This window comes from Halomonas sp. DN3, from assembly GCF_024137905.1.
Lineage (GTDB): Bacteria > Pseudomonadota > Gammaproteobacteria > Pseudomonadales > Halomonadaceae > Halomonas > Halomonas litopenaei.
This window is the reverse complement of sequence record NZ_CP099965.1, coordinates 1,347,599-1,371,857: the sequence shown is the minus strand read 5'-3', so window position 1 is coordinate 1,371,857 and position 24,259 is coordinate 1,347,599. Positions and strand designations below refer to the sequence as shown.

The 24,259-nt window shown below is 64.6% G+C and carries 21 protein-coding genes; 10 read left to right on the top strand and 11 right to left on the bottom strand.

Annotated elements, in window-relative coordinates; translation table 11 throughout:
- Nucleotides 1-5 precede the first annotated feature (5 nt).
- Nucleotides 6-1,745, top strand: coding sequence for a gamma-glutamyltransferase (gene ggt / locus NKF27_RS06030; protein WP_253555707.1), 1,740 nt, complete (start codon nucleotides 6-8; stop codon nucleotides 1,743-1,745).
- Nucleotides 1,746-1,910: 165 nt separating this feature from the next.
- Here the strand turns inward: ggt and pdxB are convergent, their stop codons facing one another.
- Entirely contained in the window at nucleotides 1,911-3,095 is a 1,185-nt protein-coding gene (pdxB, locus tag NKF27_RS06025) for a 4-phosphoerythronate dehydrogenase PdxB (protein WP_253555706.1), read from the bottom strand.
- A 186-nt stretch (nucleotides 3,096-3,281) separates the two neighbouring features.
- Between pdxB and NKF27_RS06020 the strand changes: the two genes are divergently transcribed.
- Together NKF27_RS06020 and NKF27_RS06015 are read left to right on the top strand one after the other, a co-directional pair.
- The gene (locus NKF27_RS06020) at nucleotides 3,282-3,563 is read left to right on the top strand and encodes a hypothetical protein (RefSeq protein WP_045994908.1); all 282 of its coding nucleotides are present in this window, start codon (nucleotides 3,282-3,284) and stop codon (nucleotides 3,561-3,563) included.
- A 2-nt stretch (nucleotides 3,564-3,565) separates the two neighbouring features.
- Nucleotides 3,566-3,916, top strand: a complete 351-nt coding sequence (locus NKF27_RS06015) for a hypothetical protein (RefSeq protein WP_253555705.1) — start codon at nucleotides 3,566-3,568, stop codon at nucleotides 3,914-3,916.
- A gap of 91 nt (nucleotides 3,917-4,007) precedes the next feature.
- Here NKF27_RS06015 and NKF27_RS06010 read toward each other — a convergent pair whose 3' ends face one another.
- Both NKF27_RS06010 and rlmKL read right to left on the bottom strand, forming a co-directional pair.
- Entirely contained in the window at nucleotides 4,008-4,370 is a 363-nt protein-coding gene (locus NKF27_RS06010; protein WP_253555704.1) for a glutaredoxin family protein, read from the bottom strand.
- Entirely contained in the window at nucleotides 4,367-6,679 is a 2,313-nt protein-coding gene (rlmKL, locus tag NKF27_RS06005) for a bifunctional 23S rRNA (guanine(2069)-N(7))-methyltransferase RlmK/23S rRNA (guanine(2445)-N(2))-methyltransferase RlmL (RefSeq protein ID WP_253555703.1), read from the bottom strand. Before rlmKL ends, NKF27_RS06010 begins: the two co-directional genes overlap by 4 nt.
- A gap of 296 nt (nucleotides 6,680-6,975) precedes the next feature.
- Between rlmKL and rmf the strand changes: the two genes are divergently transcribed.
- Entirely contained in the window at nucleotides 6,976-7,182 is a 207-nt protein-coding gene (gene rmf, locus NKF27_RS06000) for a ribosome modulation factor (RefSeq protein WP_045994893.1), read from the top strand.
- A gap of 80 nt (nucleotides 7,183-7,262) precedes the next feature.
- On the opposite strand, the gene NKF27_RS05995 is transcribed toward rmf, so the two are convergent.
- Nucleotides 7,263-8,279: a quinone-dependent dihydroorotate dehydrogenase gene (locus NKF27_RS05995; RefSeq protein ID WP_108449714.1), complete on the bottom strand. Its 1,017-nt coding sequence runs from the start codon at nucleotides 8,277-8,279 to the stop codon at nucleotides 7,263-7,265.
- 128 nt (nucleotides 8,280-8,407) lie between these two features.
- Entirely contained in the window at nucleotides 8,408-8,698 is a 291-nt protein-coding gene (locus NKF27_RS05990) for an encapsulin-associated ferritin-like protein (protein ID WP_045994894.1), read from the bottom strand.
- 109 nt (nucleotides 8,699-8,807) lie between these two features.
- Here NKF27_RS05990 and mgtE point away from each other — a divergent pair, with 109 nt between their 5' ends.
- Together mgtE and NKF27_RS05980 are read left to right on the top strand one after the other, a co-directional pair.
- Entirely contained in the window at nucleotides 8,808-10,160 is a 1,353-nt protein-coding gene (mgtE, locus tag NKF27_RS05985; protein ID WP_253555702.1) for a magnesium transporter, read from the top strand.
- A gap of 354 nt (nucleotides 10,161-10,514) precedes the next feature.
- Nucleotides 10,515-10,886, top strand: a complete 372-nt coding sequence (locus tag NKF27_RS05980; RefSeq protein ID WP_045994896.1) for a hypothetical protein — start codon at nucleotides 10,515-10,517, stop codon at nucleotides 10,884-10,886.
- Nucleotides 10,887-11,061: 175 nt separating this feature from the next.
- Here the strand turns inward: NKF27_RS05980 and NKF27_RS05975 are convergent, their stop codons facing one another.
- From NKF27_RS05975 to NKF27_RS05960, 4 genes are all read right to left on the bottom strand, one after another.
- On the bottom strand, nucleotides 11,062-15,903 hold the full coding sequence (locus tag NKF27_RS05975; protein WP_253555701.1) for an NAD-glutamate dehydrogenase: 4,842 nt from the start codon (nucleotides 15,901-15,903) through the stop codon (nucleotides 11,062-11,064).
- A 213-nt stretch (nucleotides 15,904-16,116) separates the two neighbouring features.
- Nucleotides 16,117-17,223: a tRNA (uridine(54)-C5)-methyltransferase TrmA gene (gene trmA / locus NKF27_RS05970; protein ID WP_253555700.1), complete on the bottom strand. Its 1,107-nt coding sequence runs from the start codon at nucleotides 17,221-17,223 to the stop codon at nucleotides 16,117-16,119.
- Nucleotides 17,224-17,316: 93 nt separating this feature from the next.
- Entirely contained in the window at nucleotides 17,317-18,129 is an 813-nt protein-coding gene (gene murI / locus NKF27_RS05965) for a glutamate racemase (RefSeq protein ID WP_253555699.1), read from the bottom strand.
- A gap of 326 nt (nucleotides 18,130-18,455) precedes the next feature.
- On the bottom strand, nucleotides 18,456-18,998 hold the full coding sequence (locus tag NKF27_RS05960; RefSeq protein ID WP_253556419.1) for a hemerythrin domain-containing protein: 543 nt from the start codon (nucleotides 18,996-18,998) through the stop codon (nucleotides 18,456-18,458).
- A gap of 226 nt (nucleotides 18,999-19,224) precedes the next feature.
- Here NKF27_RS05960 and NKF27_RS05955 point away from each other — a divergent pair, with 226 nt between their 5' ends.
- Both NKF27_RS05955 and NKF27_RS05950 read left to right on the top strand, forming a co-directional pair.
- Complete coding sequence (locus NKF27_RS05955) at nucleotides 19,225-20,559, top strand: replication-associated recombination protein A (protein WP_253555697.1); 1,335 nt, start codon at nucleotides 19,225-19,227, stop codon at nucleotides 20,557-20,559.
- A 201-nt stretch (nucleotides 20,560-20,760) separates the two neighbouring features.
- Nucleotides 20,761-20,913, top strand: coding sequence for a hypothetical protein (locus tag NKF27_RS05950; RefSeq protein ID WP_253555696.1), 153 nt, complete (start codon nucleotides 20,761-20,763; stop codon nucleotides 20,911-20,913).
- Nucleotides 20,914-21,012: 99 nt separating this feature from the next.
- On the opposite strand, the gene NKF27_RS05945 is transcribed toward NKF27_RS05950, so the two are convergent.
- Together NKF27_RS05945 and NKF27_RS05940 are read right to left on the bottom strand one after the other, a co-directional pair.
- Nucleotides 21,013-22,503, bottom strand: a complete 1,491-nt coding sequence (locus NKF27_RS05945; RefSeq protein ID WP_253555695.1) for an MFS transporter — start codon at nucleotides 22,501-22,503, stop codon at nucleotides 21,013-21,015.
- Between the two features lie 198 nt (nucleotides 22,504-22,701).
- Nucleotides 22,702-23,340, bottom strand: a complete 639-nt coding sequence (locus tag NKF27_RS05940) for a class I SAM-dependent methyltransferase (protein ID WP_253555694.1) — start codon at nucleotides 23,338-23,340, stop codon at nucleotides 22,702-22,704.
- 41 nt (nucleotides 23,341-23,381) lie between these two features.
- On the opposite strand from NKF27_RS05940, the gene NKF27_RS05935 reads away from it, so the two are divergent.
- The gene (locus tag NKF27_RS05935; protein ID WP_253555693.1) at nucleotides 23,382-23,768 is read left to right on the top strand and encodes a VOC family protein; all 387 of its coding nucleotides are present in this window, start codon (nucleotides 23,382-23,384) and stop codon (nucleotides 23,766-23,768) included.
- A gap of 179 nt (nucleotides 23,769-23,947) precedes the next feature.
- Nucleotides 23,948-24,259, top strand: coding sequence for a DUF4870 domain-containing protein (locus NKF27_RS05930; protein WP_253556418.1), 312 nt, complete (start codon nucleotides 23,948-23,950; stop codon nucleotides 24,257-24,259).

The following is a 24,259-nucleotide window of genomic DNA, read 5'->3' as shown; positions in this document are numbered from 1 at the left end:
ATGCCATGTCAGTCTCCTACTCCCTGCGCGGGGCAATCGCAGGGTCGGCGCTAGGGCTCGCTCTGGGTCTCGTCTCGACCTCGGCGCTGGCCGACAGTCAGGCGATCCTGGAAGGCGAACGCTTCCATCCTGAGGTCAGCACCCGCGGCATGGTCGCCACCAGCCACTTCCTGGCCTCCGAGGTGGCCCGCGAGGTGCTGGCCAACGGCGGCAATGCCGTGGACGCTGCCGTGACCGCAGGCTTTGCGCTGGCGGTCACCCAGCCGCGTTCGGGCAATATCGGCGGTGGCGGTTTCATGCTGATCTCCGACGAGAACAGCGATGAAGTCATCGCCATCGACTATCGCGAAAAGGCGCCCAAGGCAGCCTACGAGACCATGTTCCAGGACGACAACGGCGACGCTGTGGCCGAACTGTCCCGCTACACCCACAACGCCGCCGGCGTACCAGGCACCGTGGCAGGGCTGGCACTGGCGCTGGAGCGCTACGGCACCATGAGCCTGGCCGAGACCCTGGCCCCGGCCATCAAGCTTGCCGAAGAGGGCTTCGCCGTGCCCCAGCGCTTCGTCGACGGCATCGACAGCGCCAGCGAACGCTTCGAGCCCTGGGAGGCCAGCCGCGCCAAGTTCTTCAAGGAGGATGGCTCGCGCTACCAGGTGGGCGACATCTACCGCCAGCCGGACCTGGCCGCCACCTTGAAGCGCATCGCCGAACAGGGCCCCCGGGAGTTCTACGAGGGTGAGACCGCCGAGCTGATCGCCGCCGAGATGGAGCGTCACGACGGCCTGATGACACGTGAGGATCTGGCCAGCTACGAGGCCACCGTGCGCGAGCCGGTGCATGGCAGCTACCGTGGCCACGACGTCTACGCGATGAGCCCGCCGTCCTCCGGTGGCGCCCATATCGTGCAGATCCTCAACATCCTCGAGGACGACGATATCGGCGAGCTGGGCTTCAACTCGGCCCGCACCATCCACCTGATGGCCGAGGCGATGAAGCGGGCCTACGCCGATCGCTCCCAGTACCTGGGTGACACCGACTTCGTCGAGGTGCCCCTGGCCGGGCTGACCTCCGAGGAGTACGCCGCCGAGCTACGCAGCGATATCGCCGCCGACCAGGCCACCCCAAGTGCCGATATCGCGCCAGGCAACCCACTGCCCTACGAGTCCAACGAAACCACTCACTTCTCGATCGCCGACGGCAACGGCCTGGCGGTGTCCAACACCTACACCATCAACTTCAGCTATGGTTCGGGCATCGTGGTCGACGGCGCCGGCTTCCTGCTCAACAACGAGATGGACGACTTCTCGGCCAAGCCGGGGGTACCCAACGCCTACGGCCTGATCGGCGGCGAAGCCAACAAGATCGAGCCGGAGAAGCGCATGCTGTCGTCGATGACGCCGACCATCGTCAAGCGCGACGGCAAGAACTACCTTATCACCGGCAGCCCCGGTGGCTCGCGCATCATCACCACCACCCTGCAGGTGCTGATGAACGTGATCGACCACGACATGAACATCCAGGCGGCGGTCAGCATGCCGCGCATCCACCACCAGTGGCTGCCCGACGAAATCCGTATCGAACAGGGCGTCAGCCCCGACACCCTGGACCTGCTGGAGAGCATGGGCCACACCGTCAGCCAGCAGGAGGCCATGGGTGCCGCCCAGTCGATCCTGATCGAGGACGGCGTCTTCTACGGCGGTGCCGATCCGCGCCGTTCCACCTCCTCGGCCATGGGGCTGTAGCCTGCTGACACCCAGGCAACGCCAAGACTTGGCCGCAACACACGATGGCAGTCGCGGTAGAGGATGGCCGCCTCAACAGACAAGAGCCCGGCGCATGGCGCCGGGCTCTTGGGGTGTCCATGCAGCTGGTCGGGAAAGACCACTTGGGCGGCGGTGCCGTCTGTGTCAGCGGCAGTCCACTTGAAAGCCGGCCCCGGACAGCAGGGGCGCCAGCTCCTGCGCCTGGCCGACAAGCTCCAGCGTCAGGGTCGAAAACTCACGACGCAGCGGATAGCTCGCCCGACACTGATCAAAGCCCTTGCCCGGGTCATCGACGGCCATGGCACGCAGCAGTCGATCATGATCGCGCCGCGGGTCATACACTGCCCGCATGCACAGCGCCAGCGCCTCCTCCGGCGACAAGCCGCCATCGAGCACCAGGCGTGACAGCGCGGGAGCGGGCAGCAGCGCAGCGAGGGAAACCCTTTCTCCCAGCCCCAGATGAGCCACCAGCGCCTGATGGATCTGATAGGTACCGCGCAGCTTGCCATCCAGGCTATGCCCCGCGATATGGGGCGTGGCCAGGGCGACCTGGTGCGCCAGCACCTGGTCAATGGAGGGCTCTTCCTCCCACACGTCGAGCAGTGCGGTGAGGTCATCACCACGAGCCAGGCGTCGGCTCAGCGCCTGACCGTCGACGCAGTCGCCACGTCCGCCATTGAGCAGCAGCGTACCGGGCGCCAGCGCCTCGATGCGCCGGGCGTCGAGCAGGTGGCGAGTAGCGTGGCGTCCCTCGCGCACCAGCGGGGTATGCAGGCACAGCACGTCGCAGCTGTCGATCAGGGCGTCCAGCTCGACAAAGTCCTGGCCGTTCTCGCGACCGGCTCTGCTGCCGGTTTCTCTCTCTGCCCTTGGCGGGTCGCACAGCCGGTGCTCGATGCCCATGGCAGCCAGACGGGCCGCCAGCCGGCCGCCTACATTGCCGACGCCGACGATACCCACGCGACGCTCGAGCAGCGACTGGCCACGACGCTCGCAGGCCAGCATCAACGCCGACAGCACATAGTCCACCACCGGCTCGGCATTGCAGCCAGGGGCGCTGGCGAAGGTGATGGCATGGCGTGCCAGGGCGGCCTGGTCGACGTGGTCGGTGCCAATGGTGCAACTGCCGACAAAGGACAGCGGCGAGCCCTTGGCCTTGGCGGCCTCGATCAAATCGGCGTCGAGACGCGTGATCGAGCGAATCACCAGGGCATCCACATCGGCCAGGCTGTCGGCGTCGATCTCGCGCCCCGGCCGACGGCTGACCTGGCCAAGCGGCGCAAAGCAGGCATCGGCGGCGGGCACGTTGGCATCGACAAGAATCTTCATGGGGCTCCCCGGGTCGCAGGTATCGGGCTCCCGGTCATGCAACCGGGCTATTTGTGGATTAGCCTCAAGGGCTTACAATGCCCATCATAACCATAATGGAAACACTGCAAAGGCTTTATCAGCGTTTCCAGACACGGAGCCGGCGCCCGCCCTCCGTAGCCACCAAGTGATATGACGGGAGTCGCCGTGATCGTCCGCTGGGAAACCGACCATGACTATGTCCTCGTGCACGTGCACCAGGACATGTTCGGCGACTGGATCTTCAGCCGTGCCTGGGGCCAGATCGGTACCCAGTTCGGCGGGCTCAAGCATCAGCTGGCCGATGACTACGGTCAGGCAATGATGTGGCTGGAAGACGAGAAGACCATCCTCGGATCGCGAGGTTTCACCAAGGTCCTGGAAGCCGACGACCATAGCCCGGAAGGCCGTGAAGCCATGGGGCAACTGTCACTGCTGGACGAGCACTGAGCATGGCGGACACCTCCCCTGTCAGCCTGGCCCCCCGACTGCGTGCCCTGCTGGAGAGCCTGCCCGACAGCGCCCTGCCGATCACCTACCAGCAGGCCGCCGAGGCCCTAGGGCTCACCCCGCCACGCACCATCCGCCGGGTGGCCGAAGCCCTGGAAATCACCATGCGCGAGGACGTCGCGGCCGAACGACCGCTGATCGCCGCCCTGGTGGTCAGCCGCCAGGCACCGCAACTGCCGGGCCCTGGATTCTTCGAACTGGCGGTGGCACTGGGGCGTCTTGACGAGGAGCCGACCTCACATCTCGAGGCCTACCAGCGAGAGCTGGCGGCTGCCCTGGCGACCCGCCGCTAAAGCGGCAGCCGCCATGGCGACGAGGCCTCCACCACGGGCGCTATCGACATAGCCCTTGTTACAGTCATCCTACAGCCATCCAGGCACCCGCTCAGAGCTTGCCGAAGACGCGGCGTCCTTTCACCCGGGTCGCTGTTACTGCGGGAGCCTCCCTCCCCTGGCTCGCCGAGTCCGCTTCGGCTTGCACAGCGACCGCTTGCTCGCTCAACCACCCGCGTGTCGCCAGCCAGCGCACGACGGCATCCGGCTCCACCCGTCCCTCCAGGACGTCATCGGGGCGACCAGCGTCGATCAGCACCGGGATCCTCTCGCCGTACCGGCGCATCAGAGCGTCGTCTTCGCTGATCTCGATACGCTCGATGGTGAACTCCACCCGGGCAAGGGCACGCACCAGGGCTTCCATCTGCTCGCACAGATGGCAGCCCAGGGTGGTGTAGAGCGTCAGCACTATCACGACGTCTGCCGATGGCGGATGAGGAAGCAGTGGTGCAGGTCCGGCCGGCGGCTGAAGTCAGGATCGAAGGTCTGACGCGAGATGTCCTTGACCTCGAAGTCGACGGCAAGCTCGTCATCCATCTGAAAGCGCCGCTGGTTGTTGGAGAACACCAGGGTACCGCCCGGCGCCAGCCGAGCCATGGCCAGGCGCACCAGGCGCGGGTGGTCCCGCTGGACATCCAGGGTGTCTTCCATCTTCTTGGAGTTGGAGAAGGTCGGCGGGTCCATGAAGATCAGGTCGAACTCGCCGCCTGCGGTCTCCAGCCAGCGCAGACAGTCGTCGCGCACCACTCGGTGGCGCGACGGGTCGAGCCGGTTGAGCTCGAAGTTGTCCCGCGCCCACTCCAGATAGGTGTTGGACATGTCGACGCTGACGCTGTCGCTGGCGCCGCCCTCGGCCTCGCTGCCGAGCGCCGCCTGCACCGTGGCCGTGGCGGTGTAGCAGAACAGGTTGAGAAAACGCTTGCCGGCAGCCATCTCGCCGAGCATACGGCGCACCGGGCGATGATCGAGAAACAGCCCTGTGTCCAGATAGTCACGCAGGTTGACCCACAGCGTCGCGCGACCTTCGGTGACCTGGAAGCGCTGGCCGCTTCGCCCCTGCTTCTCGTACTGGGACTTGCCCTGCTGACGCTTGCGCCGCTTGATCACCACCTTGCCGGGGTCCACTTCCAGCACCTCGGGAATCACCCCGAGGGCATCGAACAGACGCCGCTGGGCCTGGGACGGGTCGATGGACTTGGGCGCGGCGTACTCCTGGACGTGGACGTGATCGCCGTAGACATCGATGGCCAGGGCATACTCGGGCATGTCGGCGTCGTACAGCCGATAGCAGCTCTCGCCGCTGCGCTTGAGCCACTTGCGCAGCTTCTTCTGGTTCTTTTCCAGACGGTTGGCAAACATCTGGGCGCCCTCGCTACGAGGTGCCGTGGATGTTGCCTGGCTATCGGAGGATGCCGACCCTTCACCTGCCCCGGTGGCCGGGCTAGCCAGGCCATCGACCGCCGACGTCGCCTCAGCGTCATGGCGGCGACCCTGGCTCCGATCCCGGTTCTGATCCTGGCCCAGGTTCTGGTTCTGGCTCTGGCCATCGCGGCGTGCGATATCGATCAGCAACAGCTTGGCCTCGAGCGGGCCGTTTCTCAGCGCGTACTGCTTGTGGGCGCGCATGCCGAGACGGTGGCCAAGGTCCGGATTGCCGGTGAACAGCGCCAGGCGCCAGCCACCGAAGTCGGCCTTGAGCCGCTCGCCCAGGTCCGAATAGAGCCGCACCAGTTCCGGCAACTCGCCGATACGCTCACCGTAAGGCGGGTTGCTGATCACCAGCCCCGCAAGCTCGGGGTCGAGCACCCGCGGCCGCGCCAGGCGATGCACGCTGGCGCCATCGAGGTGGATCAGCGCCGGGATGCCGGCGCGCATGGCGTTGGTCTTGGCCGCCGACAGCGCCGGCGGGCTCTGGTCGAAGCCAAAGATCACCGAGCGCGCGCGTTTTCGTCCGATGCTCGCCCGGGCCTCGGCCTCGCGCAGGACCTCGCGCCACAGCGCCGGGTCGTGGCCAGCCCAGCGGGCAAAGCCGAAGCGCTCCCGGTTCAGGTTGGGCGCCATGTCGGCGGCCATCAGCGCGGCCTCGATCAACAGCGTGCCCGAGCCACACATGGGGTCGACCAGCGGCGCGCCCTGCTTGGCCAACTCCGGCCAGCCGGCGCGCACCAGCAGCGCCGCCGCCAGATTTTCCTTGAGCGGGGCGTGGCCGGTATCGCGACGATAGCCGCGCCGGTGCAGGCTGTCGCCGGACAGGTCGATGCCCAGCGTCAAGCGGCCACGGTGCAGGTGGGCATAGAGGCGAACGTCGGGATTACGGACGTCGACATCGGGACGCGCCTGGCCAGCCGCACCAAGACGGTCGACCACGCCATCCTTGACCGTCTGGGCGCCGAAGCGGGTGTGTCGAATCTCGTCACTGCGACCATGAAAGTCCACCGTAATGCTGGCACCGGCAGGCAGATGGCGCTGCCAGTCGACGGCGGCGGCGGCATCGTGCAGGGCATCCGGCGTTTCGACGCCTTCCGTTCGCGACAGACACAGGATGACCCGGTTGGCCAGGCGCGACCACAGGCAGGCCCGGTAGGCACCCTCGAGATCGCCCTCGGCGTTCACGCCTGCCACGGTGGTCTTGCCCGGTGTCAAGCCGAATGTGACTAGCTCGTCGGCTAACAGTTGTTCGATGCCCCGCGGACAGGTTGCCAGAAGGTCAAGCTTCTCAGGCACTTGCTTCTCCTACATTAATGATGACTGCGAAAGCCATTATTCGGTTAACCATTTCATGACGACAAGGTGAACAGGTTGTTACAAAACAACAGTCGACAATGCCGAGCGGCTTACGCTATCAATGGAATGGTAGCTACGAGATACGACACATGTGTCCCTGTCAACAAGCCTTCATTTCGTGCGACTCGGGAGAGCCTGCACATCGCAGGGCTTGGGCATCACGGGCCTGCCGCTTGCATCCCCCGAACTTCCCGCAGGGGCAGGTCAGATTGGTACCTTTGTCACGAGGTAGACCCATGAAACGACAGAAACGTGATCGCTTCCAGCGTGCCTATGTACATGGCTACAAGGCCGGTCTCTCGGGTAGATCCCGCGATGACTGCCCCAGCCAGGACATCAATCTACGGGAATACTGGATGAGCGGTTGGCGTGAAGGTCGTGGGGACCAGTGGTCGGGCATGACGGGAGTGTCCGGCATTCACAAGAACCCCATGGTGCTCTGATAACGCAGTACTGTCGAGGTAAAGGAAAGACCCGCCAAGCCCATGGCACATGACGCCATGGGCTTTTTGCTGCCCGCCCTTCAGCGCGCCGACGCCAGCGCCCTGGCGCACTCCCGGACCAGCCCCGGTCCGCGGTAGATAAAGCCCGAATACACCTGCACCAGATCCGCGCCTGCCTGACGCTTGGCCACCGCCGCCTGGCCACTGTCGACGCCGCCGACGCCGATGATCGGCATGTCGGGCAACGCCTGGCGCAGCCGCTCGATCACAAGGTTGGAGGCGTCGAACACCGGGCAACCCGACAGTCCGCCCTGCTCATCGGCGTGCGCAAGCCCTTGCACCGCTTCACGGGATACCGTGGTGTTGGTGGCGATCACCGCGTCGATGCCATTGTCCGCCAGCGCCCGCGCCACCAGGACGACCTCTTCCTCGTCCATGTCCGGGGCGATCTTTACCGCCAGCGGCACACGACGCCCACTCTGTTCATCGAGGCGAGTGCCTGTCGAGCGCAGGCGTCCGAGCAACTCATCGAGGTGGTCGCCGAACTGCAGGTTGCGTAGCCCCGGGGTATTCGGTGACGAGATATTGACCGCCACGTAGTCGGCGTGGGCGTGAACCCGCTCCAGGCAGTAAAGGTAGTCGTCACCGGCGTCCTCCACCGAGGTGGTCAGGTTCTTGCCGATATTGATGCCGATCACCCCGCGGTAGCGGCTGGCCTTTACTTGCTCCACCAGGTGATCCACGCCGAGGTTGTTGAACCCCATGCGATTGATGATGGCCCCACGCTCGGGCAGGCGGAACAGCCGGGGCTTGGGGTTGCCGGACTGGGCCCTGGGCGTCACGGTGCCGACCTCGACGAAGCCGAAGCCCAGCGCCCCCAGAGCGTCGAGGTGGTCGGCGTTCTTGTCGAGCCCCGCCGCCAGGCCGATACGGTTGGGGAAGCTCAAGCCCATCACCTTGACCGGATCGTCCACGCGGGCACCTGCCAGCAACCGCGTCGCCTTCACGCGCGCCGCCCAGTCCAGCGACGTCAAGGACAGGCCGTGGGCCCGTTCGGGATCCAGGCGAAACAACAGGGAGCGGGCGAGATCGTACATGGCGTCTCCGAGGCGAAAAAGGACGAGGGCGCGCGGCCGGGCGCGAGTATAGCGCAGCCGCGACGCCACGACGACTTCCTGAATCAGACCTCAGCCGTTTTGCCCAAACGGGCTTTCATCCCAGGTCGTCAGTGTCCAATGTCCCCTTCGGTAAACAGAAACTCGCGTAGATACTTGTCCATGGCGGGATCCTTGCGGCGCAGCCACTCCAGGGTCATGGCCGCGTGCTCCTTTTCCTCATCACGGTTATGTTCGAGGATCTTGCGTAGATCTTCGTCCTGACAGGCGTCAACTCGCTGGTTGTACCAGTCGACTGCCTCCAGTTCCTCCATCAACGACACGATGGCGCGATGATAATCCCGGGTCTGCGCCGTCAACTCTTCCACCGGTTCGTGGTAGCCCTCGCTCGATCCAGCCATTCGCCACTCCTTTTCTTTGTAAATAGTTGTGTTCTACTAACTCCATCAACGTAGGACACGATCGTTGTCTTGTCAGTCAGCGACATATGGACATATGCCGGGAGGGCCCATGACAGAAGTGACCGAGACGTTTGAAAGCCAGCTGTCGCGCATCCACCTGGCCCTGGAAGATGAGAACCCCCAGGAGGTCTCCGAGGCCCTTGAGGATCTCGAACCCGCCGAGGTCGCCCTGCTGCTCGAATCGCTGCCACTGAGCGAACGCATCAGGCTGTGGGAACAGGTACCGGCAGAGGACGACGGCGAGGTACTGCTGCACGTCCACGACGAGGTGCGCAGTACCCTGCTCGAGGACATGGACCCCGAGGAGATCGTCGCCGCCACGGCAAGCCTGGATACCGCCGACCTGGCCGAACTGTTCGAGGACCTGCCCAAGCAGGTGGCCGAGGACATGCTGCGCACCATGGACGAGATGCAGCGCACTCGTCTGCAGGAGACCCTGTCCTTCGAGGAAGACAGCGCCGGGCGCCTGATGCGCACCGACGCCATCGGGGTGCGTTCCGACGTTACGCTGGAGACGGTGCAGCGCTTTCTGCGCTGGAAGGAATCGATCCCGGACAATACCGACAACCTGATGGTAGTCGACCGCATCGGCCACTTCGTCGGCGTGTTGCCGCTGGCCCGGCTGGTTTCCCACGACCAGGAAACCTCGGTGGTGGAACTGATGGACGCCGACGTCGACGTCATCCAGGGCGACATGAAGTCCCGTGACGTGGCCACGCTGTTCCAGACCCACGACCTGACGTCGGCCCCGGTGGTGGACAACGACGGCATGTTGATCGGCCGTATCGTCATCGACGATATCGTCGACGTCATCCAGGAGAACTCCGAACAGGCGCTGATGAACATGGCCGGCCTCGACGAGGAGGAAGACCTGTTCGCGCCGGTACTGCCCAGCGCCAAGCGTCGTGCCGTGTGGCTCGGCATCAACCTGCTGACTGCCTTTCTCGCCGCCTGGGTCATCGGTCAGTTCGAGGATGCCCTGGAGAAGGTGGTGGCGCTGGCGGTACTGATGCCGATCGTCGCCAGCATGGGCGGCATCGCCGGCAGCCAGACCCTGACCCTGGCGATTCGCGGTCTTGCCCTCGGCCAGATCAGCAAGACCAACAGCAACTGGCTGCTGCGCAAGGAGGTCGGCATCGCCCTGCTCAACGGTATCGTCTGGGCGCTGGTGGTGGCGGTGCTGGCGGTGCTCTGGTTCAAGAGCGTGGCGATCGGCGCGATCATCGCCGCCGCCCTGGTCATCAACATGCTGGCCGCCGGGGTCTGCGGCATCGTGATTCCCCTCGTGCTCAAGCGCATGAACATCGATCCAGCGCTGTCCGGCTCGGTCATTCTGACCACCGTCACCGACGTCATCGGCTTCATGTCATTCCTTGGCCTGGCGACGATCTTCCTGCTGTAGCGCTCCGCTGAACGGCGTCATCGATCGGCCAACTCGCTCGGCCATCACGATCGGTCATCACTGCCCCACGGGCACTGATGGCCGTCCGAAGGCCTGCCACCTGCGTCGCTTATCTACCGACTCTTGTCTGCCGTCTCCTGTCTGCCGTCTCCTGTCTGCCGTCTCCTGTCTGCCGTCTCCTGTCTGCTGTCTGCCGTCTCCTGTCTGCCGTCTCCTGTCTGCGACACCCCCCGTCGCCGGCACGCTACTCTTGTGCTGCTGTGCTGATTCGTTAGCATGGTCAGCAAGGCGCAGGTGACAAGCGCCCATCCCTGCAGGAAACAGGGATCCCCGAGACGGAAAAGGAGAGACCGCATGATGATCAAGACTCGCCCCATGATGCTTGCCCTCGGCGCCGTTGCCGCCCTCGGCCTCGCCGGCTGCGCCAGCGACAGCGCCTCGATGGAGAAAGAGAGCACCGACTACATCGTCACCGGGCTCGGCGATGATCGCCAGGAAGCCCTGGAAGAGGCCAAGGAACGCGCACTGGAGCAGTGCGAGGCCCAGGATCGCGACGAATTCATCATCGAAGAGCAACAGGTGCTTGGCCCCAACACCAGCCCGGAAAAGCGTGAGCGCGCCGAGGCCATGGTCGAAGGCGGCACCGTCAACGAAGACACCAACCTGGCGGCGCTGAACGACGACAGCGAAGGCTTCAAGGCGATCTGGAGCATCAGCTGCCGCTAAGCCTCGGTCCGTTAGTTGCCGACAAGGCCTGCAAAGGCCAGACACAAGAAGGGCGCCCTTGGGGGCGCCCTTCTTGCGTTGTGTGAACCAACGTCACGGATTCACTCGATCGGTGTCGGCTACGACGAGGACGCCCGTCGGGCGTCCTCGCGTGGTCGACTCACTGACCCGGGGTCTAGACCTCGCTGTTGCTCTCGGCCAGATCCACCAGCTCACGCACCGCCACGGCAAACAGCGGGAAGCCGCCCTGGGCGCCACTGTCGACCTCGTTGATCAGGCGGCACCAGCGCTTGTGCATGGACTCGTGGTGCTTGAGCCACTGATCGACACGTCCGGCGGTATCGCGGGCGCCGCTCTCCATCTTCATCACGCTGGCGGTCAACGCCATCTGCTGACGCTCGATGTCGTCGCGGAAGGTCTCCCGCGCCTGGGCCTGCCAGCTATCCTTCACCGGCAAGGCGGTAACCTGCTGGATCATCCACGGCAGCTCCAGACGGGCGCCGATCTCGTAGCAGACCTCGGCCACCTTCTGCGGCTTCTCGTTGACCTGGCGGGCGGTCTGGATGATGCCCAGCGCCGCGTACAGGCTATCAGCCGCGGCCACGGTGGAGGCCAGCGCCTCGGGCACCCCGGCGTCGACGAGTTCGTCACGGCGGGCCTGCCAGGCTTCGAGTTCCTCGCCACGCAGACGCTTGCCGATATTCTCCTGCAGCTGGGCAATACGCGGCTGGTAGTACTCGATGCAGTCACCGGCAGCCTGGCCCGAACGATGGCGCAGGAACCAGCGTGAAGCGCGGCGAATCATGCGCATCAGGTCGAGCATCATGCCGTACTGGATATCGGTCGAGATCTGGTTGTCGAGCGCTTCGATCTGCTCCCACAGCTTGGGCAGCTGGAAGCTGTCACGGGCGATGACGTAGGCCCGCGCGATGTCCGCACGCCCCATGCCGGTGGAGTCGATCAGCCGGCGGGTGAACACGATGCCCATGTGGTCGACCAGATCGTTGGCCAGCTGGGTCGCCACGATTTCGCGCTTCAGGCGGTGGCTCAGGACCTGGTCGCGGTAGCGCTCCACCAGGCTCTGGGGGAAGGCCCGGGTGGCGTGCTGGGCTATGATCTCGTCGTCGGGCACGTCGGAGGCGATCAGGTCGCCCTTGAGCGTGCTCTTGGCGTAGGAGATCAACACCGACAGCTCCGGCAACACCATGCCCTGGTCATTGGCGGAACGCTCCTGGAGCTCCTCGTCGGAGGGCAGGAACTCGAGTTCGCGATCGATCTGACCGGCCGCTTCCAGTTCGCTGATAAAGCGGCGGTAGGGCCCGATCCCCTGGTGGGACAGCCGCTCGGACAGATCCAGCGCCAGGGTCTGACGATAGTTGTCGGTCAGCACCAGCTCGCTGACTTCCTCGGTCATGTCCGCCAGCAGCTGATTGCGCTGCTTGTCGGTCATGTCACCGTTGGCCACCACCTCATCGATCAGGATCTTGATGTTGACCTCATGGTCGGAGCAGTTGACCCCGCCAGCGTTGTCGATGAAGTCGGTGTTGACGCGCACACCACGCGCCGCCGCCTCCATGCGCCCGCGCTGGGTCAGGCCAAGGTTGCCGCCCTCGCCTACCACTCGGCAGTTCAGTTCCTTGCCGTCGATGCGCAGCACGTCGTTGGCCTTGTCGCCGACCTCGGCGTCGGTCTCGGTGCTGGCCTTGACGTAGGTGCCGATGCCGCCGTTCCAGATCAGGTCGACCTTCGAGCGCAGCATCGCCTGGATCAGCTCATTGGGCGGCAGCTTGTCTTCGCTGATGCCGAAGACCTCCTTCATCTGCGGCGTGATCTTGATCGACTTGGCCGCACGGGAGAAGACACCGCCGCCTTCGGAGATCAACGAGGTGTCATAGTCTTCCCAGCTGGAGCGCGGCATCTCGAACAGGCGCTTGCGCTCCTTGAAGGTGCTGGCCGCATCCGGCGTCGGATCGACGAAGATGTGCATATGGTTGAAGGCACCGACCAGGCGAATGGTCTCGGACAGCAGCATGCCGTTGCCGAAGACGTCACCGGCCATGTCACCGATACCGACCACGCTGAACTCGTCGGACTGGGTATTGATGCCGAGGCCACGGAAGTGGCGCTTGACCGACTCCCAGGCGCCCTTGGCGGTGATGCCCATCTTCTTGTGGTCGTAGCCGTTGGCGCCGCCGGAAGCAAAGGCGTCACCCAGCCAGTGGCCATACTCGATGGAAATCTCGTTGGCGATGTCGGAGAAGGTGGCGGTGCCCTTGTCGGCCGCCACCACCAGGTAGGGGTCCGCCTCGTCGTGGCGTACCACGTTCTTCGGCTCGACGACCTCGCCACCGACCAGATTGTCGGTCACGTCCAGCAGCGCGCGGATGAAGGTCTGGTAGCAGGCGATGCCTTCCTTCTGGGTGGTCTCGCGATCGGCACCTTCCGGCATGCGCTTGCACACGAAGCCGCCCTTGGCCCCCACCGGTACGATCACCGAGTTCTTGACCTGCTGCGCCTTGACCAGCCCGAGCACCTCGGTACGGAAGTCCTCGTGGCGATCCGACCAGCGCAGGCCGCCGCGGGCGACCTTGCCACCGCGCAGGTGAACACCCTCGACCCGCGGCGAGCAGACGAAGATCTCGAACATCGGGCGCGGCTTGGGCATGCCGGTGACCTTGGACGGTTCCAGCTTGAACGACAGGTAGTCCTTGAAGCCGCCGTCTTCGGTCTTCTGATAGTAGTTGGTACGCAGGGTCGCCTGGATCAGCTCCACGTAACGACGCAGCAGCCGGTCGTCGTTGAGGCTGGCGACGTCGTCGAGCAAGCCATTGATGCGCTCGACGCAGGCCTCGATTTCACCCTCGGCGGGACGATCCTCGGGATCGAAGCGCAGCTCGAACAGGGTCACCAGCTCGCGGGTGATCTGTGGGTGGGCCACCAGTGCATTGGCGATGAAGTTCTGGGAGATGCCGAAGCGGATCTGCTTCAGATAACGCGCGTAGGAGCGCAGCATCGCCACTTCACGCCAGTCGAGGTTGGCACCGATGATCAGACGGTTGAAGCGGTCGTTGTCCGCCTCGCCGGCCCAGATGCGCTGGAAGGCCTCGATGAACGGCTTGCGCATCTCCTGCAGGTTGACCTCGGTGTCGGTGTGATGCTCCAGATCGAAGTCGTGGATCCAGTAGCTCTCGTCCACCGCCTCGACCTCGTAGGGCCGTTCACCGATGACCCTGAGCCCCAGGTTTTCCATCATCGGCAGCACGTCGGACAGCGGAATCGGCTTGCGCTTGTGGAACAGCTTGAGGTTGACGCCGCTGCCCTCTTCCTCGATCAGTCGGTACAGCGACAGCGCCAGCGGCTTGCCGTTGTCCAGCTCGCCGATATGCTGCAGGTCGTACACCGCGGTGCGGGCGCTGAAGTCTTCCTGGTAGCTGGCCTGGAAGGCGTCGCGGAAGCGATCCAGCAGCTGGTTGGCGTGTTCCTCGCCGAAGCCTTCGATGGCGGCATTGAGCAGATCGTCACGCCAGTTGCGGGCGAGCCGCGCCAGCTTCTCTTCCAGCGCCTTGATGTCGTAGTCGGTCGGCGTGTCGCCGTTGAAGCGCAGGATGAACTGGATCCGCGCCAGCACCGACTCGGACAGGTAGGTGTTGAAGTCGCCAAAGGTGGCGTCGAGTTCCTCGCACAGCAAGTTCTGCAGACGCAGACGAAGCTCGGTGGAGAAGACGTCACGCGGTACGAACACCAGGCACGAATAGAAGCGACCGAAACGATCCTCTCGGATGAACAGCCGCACCCGACGGCGTTCACGGATATCGAGGATGCCCAGCGCCGTCTGGGCCAGTTCGTCGGTGTCGATCTGGAACAGGTCGTCGCGGGGATAGACCTCGAGAATCTGGGTCAGCTGCTTGCCGTTGTGGCCCTTGGGGTTGAAGCCGGCGATATTCATCACCGTCTTGAGCTTGCGCCTCAGGATCGGAATATGACGCGGCGAGTCGTTGTAGACGCCGGCGGTGAACAGTCCCAGGAAGCGACGCTCGCCGATGACGTTGCCCTTGTCGTCATAGCGATCGATGGTCACGTAGTCCGGATAGGTGGGACGGTGGACGCGGGCGTGGAAGGCGCTCTTGGCGAACGACAGAAGCTGCGGCACCAGTACGTAGCGATCGCCCTCTACCCCCTGGTCGGTGCGGATACGCTGGCGATACTGGGCATCGGACAGACGGAACAGGCCAAGCTCGCTGCCGTCGACCTGATTGAGGCTCTGGCCACCGTTGTCCTTGTCGACGGTGAACTCGTCATAACCGAGGAAGGTGAAGTTGTCTTCCAGCATCCATTCGAGAAAGGCCACCGCCTCGTCGTGGTCGGCCTTGTCGATCGGGCCGGGGCAGCAGCTGTTGAGCTCGTCGATGGTCTCGCGGATACGCGTACGCATCGGATCGAAGTCCGCCACCGCCGTGCGCACTTCCTTCAGCACCTCCTGGATGCTCTGCTCGATGGCCGCCAGTTCTTCGGGATCGGAGTGACGATCCACCTCGATGGCGATCAACGACTCACGATGCTCGGGAGCGTCCTTGTCACCCGGAGACGTCACACGCTCGACCCGGTGCTGCTTGTCACGAGCGACCGACAGTACCGAGTTGTGGATGGCGTGAACGGTCATGCCACGACGGTTGAGTTCGATGCGCACCGAGTCGACCAGAAACGGCATGTCCTCGTGCAGCACCGCGACAAAGGTGTGGGTCGACTGCCAGCCATGCTCCTCGAAGTCAGGGTTCATCACCTTGACCTTGGGTGAGGCCGGATCGAACTGCTGCAGGAAGTGCCACACCGACAGGGTGGCGCCGTACAGATCATCCAGGCGTCGCTCGCTCAGATCCTCCAGCGGCACCGTGGAGTAGAAGTGGCGAGCGAAGTCACCCACCAGATCGGCCTTTTCCTGATCGAGGCGTCCTTCCAGCTTTTCCTCGAGTTGCTTGAGCAGATCCTCGCGACTGTCATCCTGTGCGACGTGTAACATCCTCACCTCGGTTGGCGGCGGCCACTTCACTGTGGCCTGTGTAAAGGTAGTGACGAGCGTGCTGCGCGGCGCTACGCATCCGGCGCTCCTGGCGCATTCGGCAAGCTTACGCCAATCCCCACCCCACCCCCATCCAGATGCCCGCCTTCTCATGGAGCATGACGGTTACGCATCCCCCCTTGACAGCACGCTTGCGTTAGGCTCGGTGGCACCTCAGGAGCGCCGTTCCAGCAAGACCCCGCACTCACAGTGATGGGTGAAGGGGAACTGGTCAAACAGAGCGAAACGAACGATGCGGTGCGTCCGGGTGAGCTGTTCGAGATTGACGGCCAGGGTGTCCGGATTGCATGAAATATAGACGATACGCGGGTATTCACTCAGCTGATCACAGCTGTCGGCGTCCAGACCGGCCCGCGGTGGGTCCACCAGCACTGTGGAGAAGTCATAGTCACCCAGGCACATCTCGTCCACTCGCCGGCCTGTTTTCTCCCCTTTGAGCGCAGAAGAGAAGTCTTCGGCAGACATCCGCGCGACAAAGGCATTGGTCACCGCGTTGGCCTCGAGATTGACCCTGGCGCTGGCCACCGAGGTGCGCGAGATCTCGGTAGCCAGAACCCGGCGGAAATTCTCTGCCAGGGCGATGGTGAAGTTGCCGTTGCCGCAGTAGAGCTCGACCAGGTCCTGCTGCTGACTGCCGGCGGTCACCTCCCGTGCCCAGGACAGCATGGAGGCGCAGATGCGCGCATTGGGCTGGGTAAAGCTGTTTTCCACCTGCTGGTAGTGCAGTACCTGTCCGTCCACTTCGAGACGTTCCCACACATGGTCGCGGGTCAGCACCAGCCGCTGCTTGCGTGAGCGGCCGATGATCATCACCCCAAGCTCGCGCTCGAGTTCCCGGGCATCCCGCTCCCAGTCTTCTTCCAGCGGGCGGTGGTAGATCAGGCTGATCAACGTCTCACCCGCCAGGGTGGTCAGAAACTCCACCTGAAACAGCTTGCGCCGCATCACCGGGTTGTCACGGATGGCGTCGAGCAGCGCCGGCATCAGGGCATTGATGCGTTCGCTGGCCACCGCGAACTGGTCCATGCGTACCAGTCGCTTGTCGTCGGGGTCCTCGGGATTGACCTCGAACATCACATAGTAGAGATCGTCGCCCTCATGCCAGACGCGAAACTCGCAGCGTTGCCGGTAGTGACTCGGCGGTGACGGATACACCTCGAGCTCGGGCGGAGAAAACCGCGCAAACTGCTCGACCAGGCGATCACGCTTGGCGGCGAGCTGTTCGGCATAGCGTTCGGGTTCAACGACGGGTATGGCCACGGAAACTCCTGGAAAAACGATGAACAATAAACAAATGACGTGGGCGATGGCGGCGTGGTCAGCGCCGCTGCCGGACGGTGTACAAGAGGTGGGTCAAGCGCTGGGCACGTCCAGCAGGCAAGGGGCCGCAAAGCCGAAGGACTCAAGCCCTCGCGTCAGCCTTTCCGAGGCGTCCGTCGCACCTGACGAATCCCGCAATAGACTCGTGACCCAGGCCGCATCGAGGCCCTGTCGGGCGTCCGGGCCCACCGCCACCTGGGCCGTCCGTCGGGCAATGGCGTCGCCGGAGTCTACCCAGGTGACGGCCCGCGGCATGGCCTCGTCGAGCCAGCGACGCAGCAAGGGAAAGTGGGTACAGCCCAGCACCACCGTATCGATACGGGCATCCTCCACAAGCGCTGCCAGCGCCTGGCGAACCACCGCAGGATCGATAGCGTGCCCCTGGATGGCGCGCTCCGCCTCGGCCACCAGCGCGTCGGCGGCCACCTTCTCGACCTGGCAGTGCGGCGCATAGCTGTCGATCAGCCGCTGGGTGTAGGGCCGGGCGACCGTTGCGCTGGTGGCCAGCAGTGCCAGATGCCCACTGCGACTGGCCTGGGCGGCCGGCTTGATCGCCGGCACCGTGCCCACCACCGGCACGTCCAGGCGCTCACGCAAGGCCTCCAGTGCCAGGGTGCTGGCGGTATTGCAGGCCACCACCAGGGTATCGGCACCGGTACGATTCACCGCCGCCTCGCACACCGCGACGATCCGCTCGACCAACCAAGGGTCCGGCCGCGTACCGTAGGGCAGCATGGCGTTGTCGCAGCAGTAGGCAAGCGCCGTATCGGGCAGATGGCGTCTGAGCGCCGCCACCACGGAAAGCCCGCCCACGCCGGAGTCGAACACCAGCACAGGTCCGGCCATCAAGCCTCCTCCCTGACGGGCACAACCCTTGCCCACCGCCACTGCCGGACGGCGGGGAAATATCCACCACGATCGGATCGGGCCGCCATCGAGGCCGACCGGAGACGGGGAAGGAGGAGGGGCAAGAGGCTGAGCAAGGGAAACGGCGCCTGAATCAACATGGGCGCCATTCTACCCGACATTGGCGGACCTGCATAAGCGCAGCACGGGCGCCCACGGATACGCCAGCGCGCCGAAGTGAGCGCAGACGTCATGCGGCCCGAACCGGAGTTCGGGCCGCATGACGTGGCGCTTGAGAAGCAAGGGGCAGACGAGGGGAAAGCCGATCAGGCGGGTACCGGCTCTTCGCGTAGCTCGGCGTAAAGTTCCGGATAGGCCGCCTGGAGTCGCTCCAGTTCGGAGGTTGCGTTCTCCGGCAGGGAATGGGCCAGGCGATCGAGATCTTCGTCCGAGAAGTGCTCGCTGATCAGCGGGAAGAGTTCCTCACGCTCCTGGCGAAGGTAAGCACGGTGGCTGTCCAGGTATTGCTTGAGGTCATCGGCGAACTGGCCCATGGGGATGGCGACATCCATCAGGATCATGTCGATGTCACGGGATAGACGCGTCAGCCGGGCCTTGAGCTTGCGGTAGTCGCCGGACAGCTGCTCGGCCACTGCCTCGCTTTCGGGAGCCAGCTCCTTGAGACGGTCGGTACAGATCTGCTCCAGGGGCAGGGTGAAACCCGCCATGTAGTCGAGAATAAAGTCCACCACCTCCCTGACGAGCTGGAAGTTGGGCCGCTCTCCCTGAGCGAGGGTCTTTTGCTTGAGTTGCAGGACGTGCAGTATGCGCGCCATGTTGGCATGATCCCGTCGCAGTTGCTTTAGCATGGGCATGACGGAAACCTCCTGTGGTCAGCATGAGCTGAAGGCACCCTAGCTTAGACTGGCCTTCTCGGGTCAGGTTCCGGATCGTGCGGGAACCGGAATGTATCACCCTAGACGCATAATCGAGTTTTTGCCCGACGAAAATTGCCACATTCAAAAGGGTTGATTTCCTACACACCGCCTGAGCGTCGACCTCTGGCGCTCAATTCAATCTTGTCAGGAGTCGTCGATGGACATGTTCGAACAGGCCCACCAGGAAGACGCCGCGCCCCTGGCCTGGCGCATGCGCCCGAGGTCCCTGGACGACTACGTGGGCCAGCCTTCGCTGGTGGGGCCAGGCAAGCCATTGCGGCGCATGGTCGAAGCCGGACAGGTGCGCTCGATGATCCTGTGGGGGCCACCAGGCGTCGGCAAGACCACCCTGGCCGACATCCTTGCCAGCGCCTCCAGCGCACGGCTGGAACGCTTGTCGGCGGTCATGGCCGGGGTCAAGGACATTCGCGAGGTGGTCGAGCGCGCCCGGGTGGCTCAGGGCCAGGGGCAGACCACGGTGCTGTTTCTCGACGAGATCCATCGCCTCAACAAGAGTCAGCAGGACGCCCTGCTGCCCCACGTCGAGTCGGGCCTTCTGACGTTGATCGGCGCCACCACCGAGAACCCCTCCTTCGAGGTCAATTCGGCGCTGTTGTCCCGGGCCCGAGTCCATGTGCTCAAGGCACTGGACGAGGCTGCGCTGGCCGAGGTCATGCGACGCGCCCTGGCCGATCCCGAGCGCGGCCTTGGTCACCGCGACATCAGGGTCGACGACGAGGTGCTGGCGATACTGGCACGCGCGTCGGCCGGCGACGCCCGGCGCGCCCTGGGCCTTCTGGAGACCGCCTGCGACTTCACCCAGGCGGAAGGCAGCGCGGAGCGTCTGCCCCGCGAAGCGCTCGAGGACGTCATCGGCCACACCGCCAGCGCCTTCGACAAGCAGGGCGATCACTACTACGACCTGCTATCGGCGCTGCACAAGTCGGTACGGTCGTCACGCCCCGACGCCGCCCTTCTGTACATGGCCCGCTTTATTCAGGGCGGTGGCGATCCGCTGGACGTCATCCGTCGCCTGGCCGCCATCGCCTCGGAGGACGTCGGCAACGCCGACCCGCGTTGCCTGCCGCTGGTCATGTCGGCCTGGGATGCCTACCTGCGTCTGGGCGACTACGAGGGCCAGCGCGCCATCGCCCACGCCGCCATCCACCTGGCGGTGGCGCCCAAGAGCAACGCCATCGACCAGGCCTGGAAGAAGGCCCAGGCCTTTGTGGCGGCACAACCAAGCCTGGAGGTGCCGACCTACCTGCGCAACGCCCCGACCAAGCTCATGGCCTCACTTGGCCACGGCGACGGCTACCGCTACGCCCACGCCGAGCCTGACGGCTACCCGGCGGGGTCGGCCCACGACTGCTGGCCCGAAGCAGTGCCGACCGAGCGCTTCTACCACCCCACGGATCATGGCCAGGAAGAACGCTTCGCTCGCATCATGGCCTGGCGGGCGCAGCTTGATGAGGCCGCGGATGGCGGCTGACGTGGCAACTGATCTATCGCGACAAAGATGACGCCTGAGATAGCACTTGGGATGGCACGAGGGAAAGACCGGCCACCTCTGCGGCAGCCATGATCGCAGTCGCTTCAGCACATCCAGGCATCGTAAGGAGCGAGGCGACAGAGCGACTACTCAGGGACTCAAGTGCCCATGGTGGGCACCCGATGCTCCGGAGGGACTGTCATGTCGGCCACCCAGCTACAGCAAGCTCGTCAGATCCTGGTGCGTAACGCCCGTCATCCCAATCATCACGATGTGCTGCTGGCCTATGCCCGCCAGCAGGCGACACCCGCGGTACGTCGTGCGCTGTTCAAGCTGCTGTTCGGACCGAACTGAGGTTGCTGCCTGCCATATGGTGGCTGCCCAGGCCGGCGCTTCTTGACCGGTCTGGTCCGCCCACGGCGACCAAAGGGGCAAGAGCGCCGGCCCGTATGATCAGCCCTTCGGTACCTCGCCCTGCTCAGCCGCCGACGGCGACTCCTGCTCCCAGCCGGGTTCGACAGGCGTTGGCTCGATAGAGACGGCGTCTTCGTCAGATTCCTGATGGTTCACTTCGAGCACGCCGCCGTGGTAGCCGTCCTCGTCGAAATAGGCCACGTACTGGCCTTCTTCCGCCGGCGGCCCCACCATGGGCTCGGCCACGTCCACGTCCGGCACCACGTCGGACAGGTCTTCCATATGCTCGTGCTCCTTGGCGCCGGCAACCCATTCGTCGGTGACCACGAATTCCGCACCCACCGACGACAACGGCGTCGCCGGGGAGAACGGCACCACCGGCACCGGAGCCGGACGCACCAGGCGACGCCAGGCGAAGAACAGCACCAGCGTCCCACCGAGGGCGCCGAAGACCATGAACAGGGCGGTATCGCCAAGCGCCGCCATCACCGGGCTGACCAGCGGCGGACTGACCGAGGAGCCCAGCGCGCTGATCAACAAGAGCCCCTGACTCATGGGCACCAGGGCACCGGCGGGTGCACGGTCCGCCGAGTGGCTGACCGATACCGGATACAGCGAGAAGACGCCACCGCCCAGCAGGAACAGCAGTGCGGCCAGCCCCCAGCTCGGCAAGGGCAGCAGCAGCACCGCCAGCGAGATGGCCAGGCAGAACAGCCCGATCAGGATCAGCACCAGCTGGCGGTCGTGACGATCCGACCAGCGGCCCACCGGATACTGCAGCAGCATGGCGCCGAGTACCGTGACCGCCATCAGCTGGCCGACCTCGGCCAGGTCAAAGCCGGTACGCTGCAGATACAGCGGCATCAGGGCGTACACCGCGGCCGCCAGCATGCCGGAACCGAAGGCCCCCACCACCCCGGTGGGGGTGAGGATCATCAGGCGCAGCGGCGATAGCGGCTCGACCTTGTCGAGCAGTGGCGTGACCCGCGGGATCATCGCCATCGGCAGTACCGACAGCGAGGCCAGGGCACCGATGACCATGAAGGGGGCGGTTTCGCCCATGTCCTGGGTGATGCCCAACAGCAGCTGACCGAGCACACCTGAGCCGTACAGGGCGATCATGTAAAGCGCCAGCAGACGGCCGCGCACCCCGGAGTCTCCGGAGGCCAGCAGCCAGCTCTCGATCACCAGAAACACCCCGACCGTGGCCCAACCACCGATCAGGCGCAGGCCGAACCAGGCCACCGGATCAAGGATCAGCCCCTGCAGCAGCACCGTCACCGCCACCAGCGAGGCGAAGCTGCCGTAGGCGCGAATATGGCCGATGGCGAGCAACAGCCGGTCGTTGAACAGGGCACCGAGGCCAAGACCGATGAAGTAGGCGCCGGAGACCCAACCGATGACCACCGGCGATTCACCGGCGGCATCCAGACGCAGGGTGATAAGCGAAGACAGAAAACCGTTGCCGATGCCCAGAATGAATAGCCCCAGAACGGGGGGCAGGGCCATGGCCAGGAGTTGGGGAGACATGAGGAGTCGGGCTCCAGCGATGCGGACGACGCGGACGGCGGCGGCGGGTGGGTGTTGATGTTTCGAGTCCGTCCGTCGCGGTGCGTATCGACGACTCTTGGGCGGCGAATATACCCCCCTTTTCGCGCCTGTCAATGTCTTTCGAAGGGCCTCACCCATGCATCTGTAACGCATTGTTGGTCAAGCATAAATTCGGCCTCAGTGACTCGTGTCACGGCGCATTAGCACCACATCGGCTGCGGGGAAGTCGACACTCATGCCGAGCGTCTCGCCCAACCAGCGAAAGCTCGTCTCGCTGAAGAACACCACATGGGTGGGATCACGAATATAATGCCAGCGGGCAAAGTCCTCTGGCGTGCGCTTGGTCATCAGCCCCAGCCAGCCACCGGGTCGCAGTTGTCGGGCCAAAGCAGGGAGCACCTGCCCTGGCGCAAACAGATGCTCGACCACCTCGGTGGCGGTGATGAAGTCGTAATACCGCTCCAGGTTTTCCGGCGCGGGATGGTAGTAGGGATCGTGGATTCGGGTGGGGAACCCCGCCTCCTCGAACATCAGCGACAGCGTCGGGCCGGGCCCTGCACCGAAATCGAGCCCCTCGGCGCCGGGCGACAGACGCTCGCTCAACGGATCAAACAGGCGACCCAGAAAACGACGGTAACCGGGGTCATCCGGGCGGTTGTCGTGCTGATCGTAGACCGCCTTCTCGGCCTGCGGTCCCAGGCGCTGCTCGGGAGGCACCGCCACCAAGTCACATACCGAGCAGCGAAAATAGTCGCGGCGCCCGTCCGCATGAAAGTGGTCCGTCGTCGGGTTTGCGCATAGCGGACAGCTTGGCATCGTCGTATTCTCTGGGACTTGGATCATTTGTGGAGAGAGGCATGCTGTCAGGTCTAGATCACCTGGTCATCACCGTGACCGATATTTCCCGCGCCGTGGACTTCTACACCCGCGTTCTGGGCCTGGACGTCCGCTATCGCGATACCGAGCGGGTCGACCTGATGCTCGGCGAGCTGGCCCTGCGCCTGCACTGGACCGCCACCGACGTCATCCCCAGGGCCGCCACCCCAACCCCCGGCAGCCTGGACGTCTGTTTCAAGAGCCATCTGCCGCTGGCTGAGGTCAAGGCTCACCTCGATGCCCTGTCGGTGGAGGTGGAGCTGGGCCCGGTGGTACGCCAGGGGGCCACCGGCAGGATCGAGTCGCTGTATCTGCGCGACCCGGACGGCAACCTGCTGGAGATCAGCCGTCCGCTCAAACAGGAGTAGCATCGGTCGTCCCTGCGGGTCGCTTCGCGGGTCATGGCAATGCGGCACAGGCTGGGTATGATAACGGGGCCGTATGACATGCACCCAAGGGAACACGGATGAGCCAACACGACCTTACGCCTCAACAACCCACTGTCGAGCCGCCCTCTCCTGGCGACACGCCCCCCGCCGACACCACCATGTCGCTGGTGGGCTACGCGCTGCTGCTGGCCAACCTGGTCACCGGTTTCACCGCGGTGATCGGGGTGATCATCGCCTACGTCTACCGAGGCAAGGGCCCCGTGTGGCTCGACGAGCACTATCGCTACCAGATCCGCACCTTCTGGATCGGCCTGCTCTACGGCATCGTGGCGTCGATCCTGACCTTTATCGTGATCGGCCTGCCGCTGCTGCTGGCCCTGGCGGTGTGGTTGATCGTGCGCTGCGTCAAAGGCTTCAAGGCACTGCAGGAAAAGCGCGCTCCGGACAATGTGGAAAGCTGGTTGATCTGA

What these genes read in the sequence shown, in the direction of transcription:
- ggt (WP_253555707.1), top strand. Translation starts at nt 6, where the DNA reads ATGTCAGTCTCCTACTCCCTGCGCGGGGCAATCGCAGGGTCGGCGCTA.
- pdxB (WP_253555706.1), bottom strand. Translation starts at nt 3,095, where the DNA reads ATGAAGATTCTTGTCGATGCCAACGTGCCCGCCGCCGATGCCTGCTTT.
- NKF27_RS06015 (WP_253555705.1), top strand. Translation starts at nt 3,566, where the DNA reads ATGGCGGACACCTCCCCTGTCAGCCTGGCCCCCCGACTGCGTGCCCTG.
- rmf (WP_045994893.1), top strand. Translation starts at nt 6,976, where the DNA reads ATGAAACGACAGAAACGTGATCGCTTCCAGCGTGCCTATGTACATGGC.
- NKF27_RS05995 (WP_108449714.1), bottom strand. Translation starts at nt 8,279, where the DNA reads ATGTACGATCTCGCCCGCTCCCTGTTGTTTCGCCTGGATCCCGAACGG.
- NKF27_RS05990 (WP_045994894.1), bottom strand. Translation starts at nt 8,698, where the DNA reads ATGGCTGGATCGAGCGAGGGCTACCACGAACCGGTGGAAGAGTTGACG.
- mgtE (WP_253555702.1), top strand. Translation starts at nt 8,808, where the DNA reads ATGACAGAAGTGACCGAGACGTTTGAAAGCCAGCTGTCGCGCATCCAC.
- NKF27_RS05980 (WP_045994896.1), top strand. Translation starts at nt 10,515, where the DNA reads ATGATGATCAAGACTCGCCCCATGATGCTTGCCCTCGGCGCCGTTGCC.
- NKF27_RS05975 (WP_253555701.1), bottom strand. Translation starts at nt 15,903, where the DNA reads ATGTTACACGTCGCACAGGATGACAGTCGCGAGGATCTGCTCAAGCAA.
- murI (WP_253555699.1), bottom strand. Translation starts at nt 18,129, where the DNA reads ATGGCCGGACCTGTGCTGGTGTTCGACTCCGGCGTGGGCGGGCTTTCC.
- NKF27_RS05960 (WP_253556419.1), bottom strand. Translation starts at nt 18,998, where the DNA reads ATGCTAAAGCAACTGCGACGGGATCATGCCAACATGGCGCGCATACTG.
- NKF27_RS05955 (WP_253555697.1), top strand. Translation starts at nt 19,225, where the DNA reads ATGGACATGTTCGAACAGGCCCACCAGGAAGACGCCGCGCCCCTGGCC.
- NKF27_RS05950 (WP_253555696.1), top strand. Translation starts at nt 20,761, where the DNA reads ATGTCGGCCACCCAGCTACAGCAAGCTCGTCAGATCCTGGTGCGTAAC.
- NKF27_RS05945 (WP_253555695.1), bottom strand. Translation starts at nt 22,503, where the DNA reads ATGTCTCCCCAACTCCTGGCCATGGCCCTGCCCCCCGTTCTGGGGCTA.
- NKF27_RS05940 (WP_253555694.1), bottom strand. Translation starts at nt 23,340, where the DNA reads ATGCCAAGCTGTCCGCTATGCGCAAACCCGACGACGGACCACTTTCAT.
- NKF27_RS05935 (WP_253555693.1), top strand. Translation starts at nt 23,382, where the DNA reads ATGCTGTCAGGTCTAGATCACCTGGTCATCACCGTGACCGATATTTCC.
- NKF27_RS05930 (WP_253556418.1), top strand. Translation starts at nt 23,948, where the DNA reads ATGTCGCTGGTGGGCTACGCGCTGCTGCTGGCCAACCTGGTCACCGGT.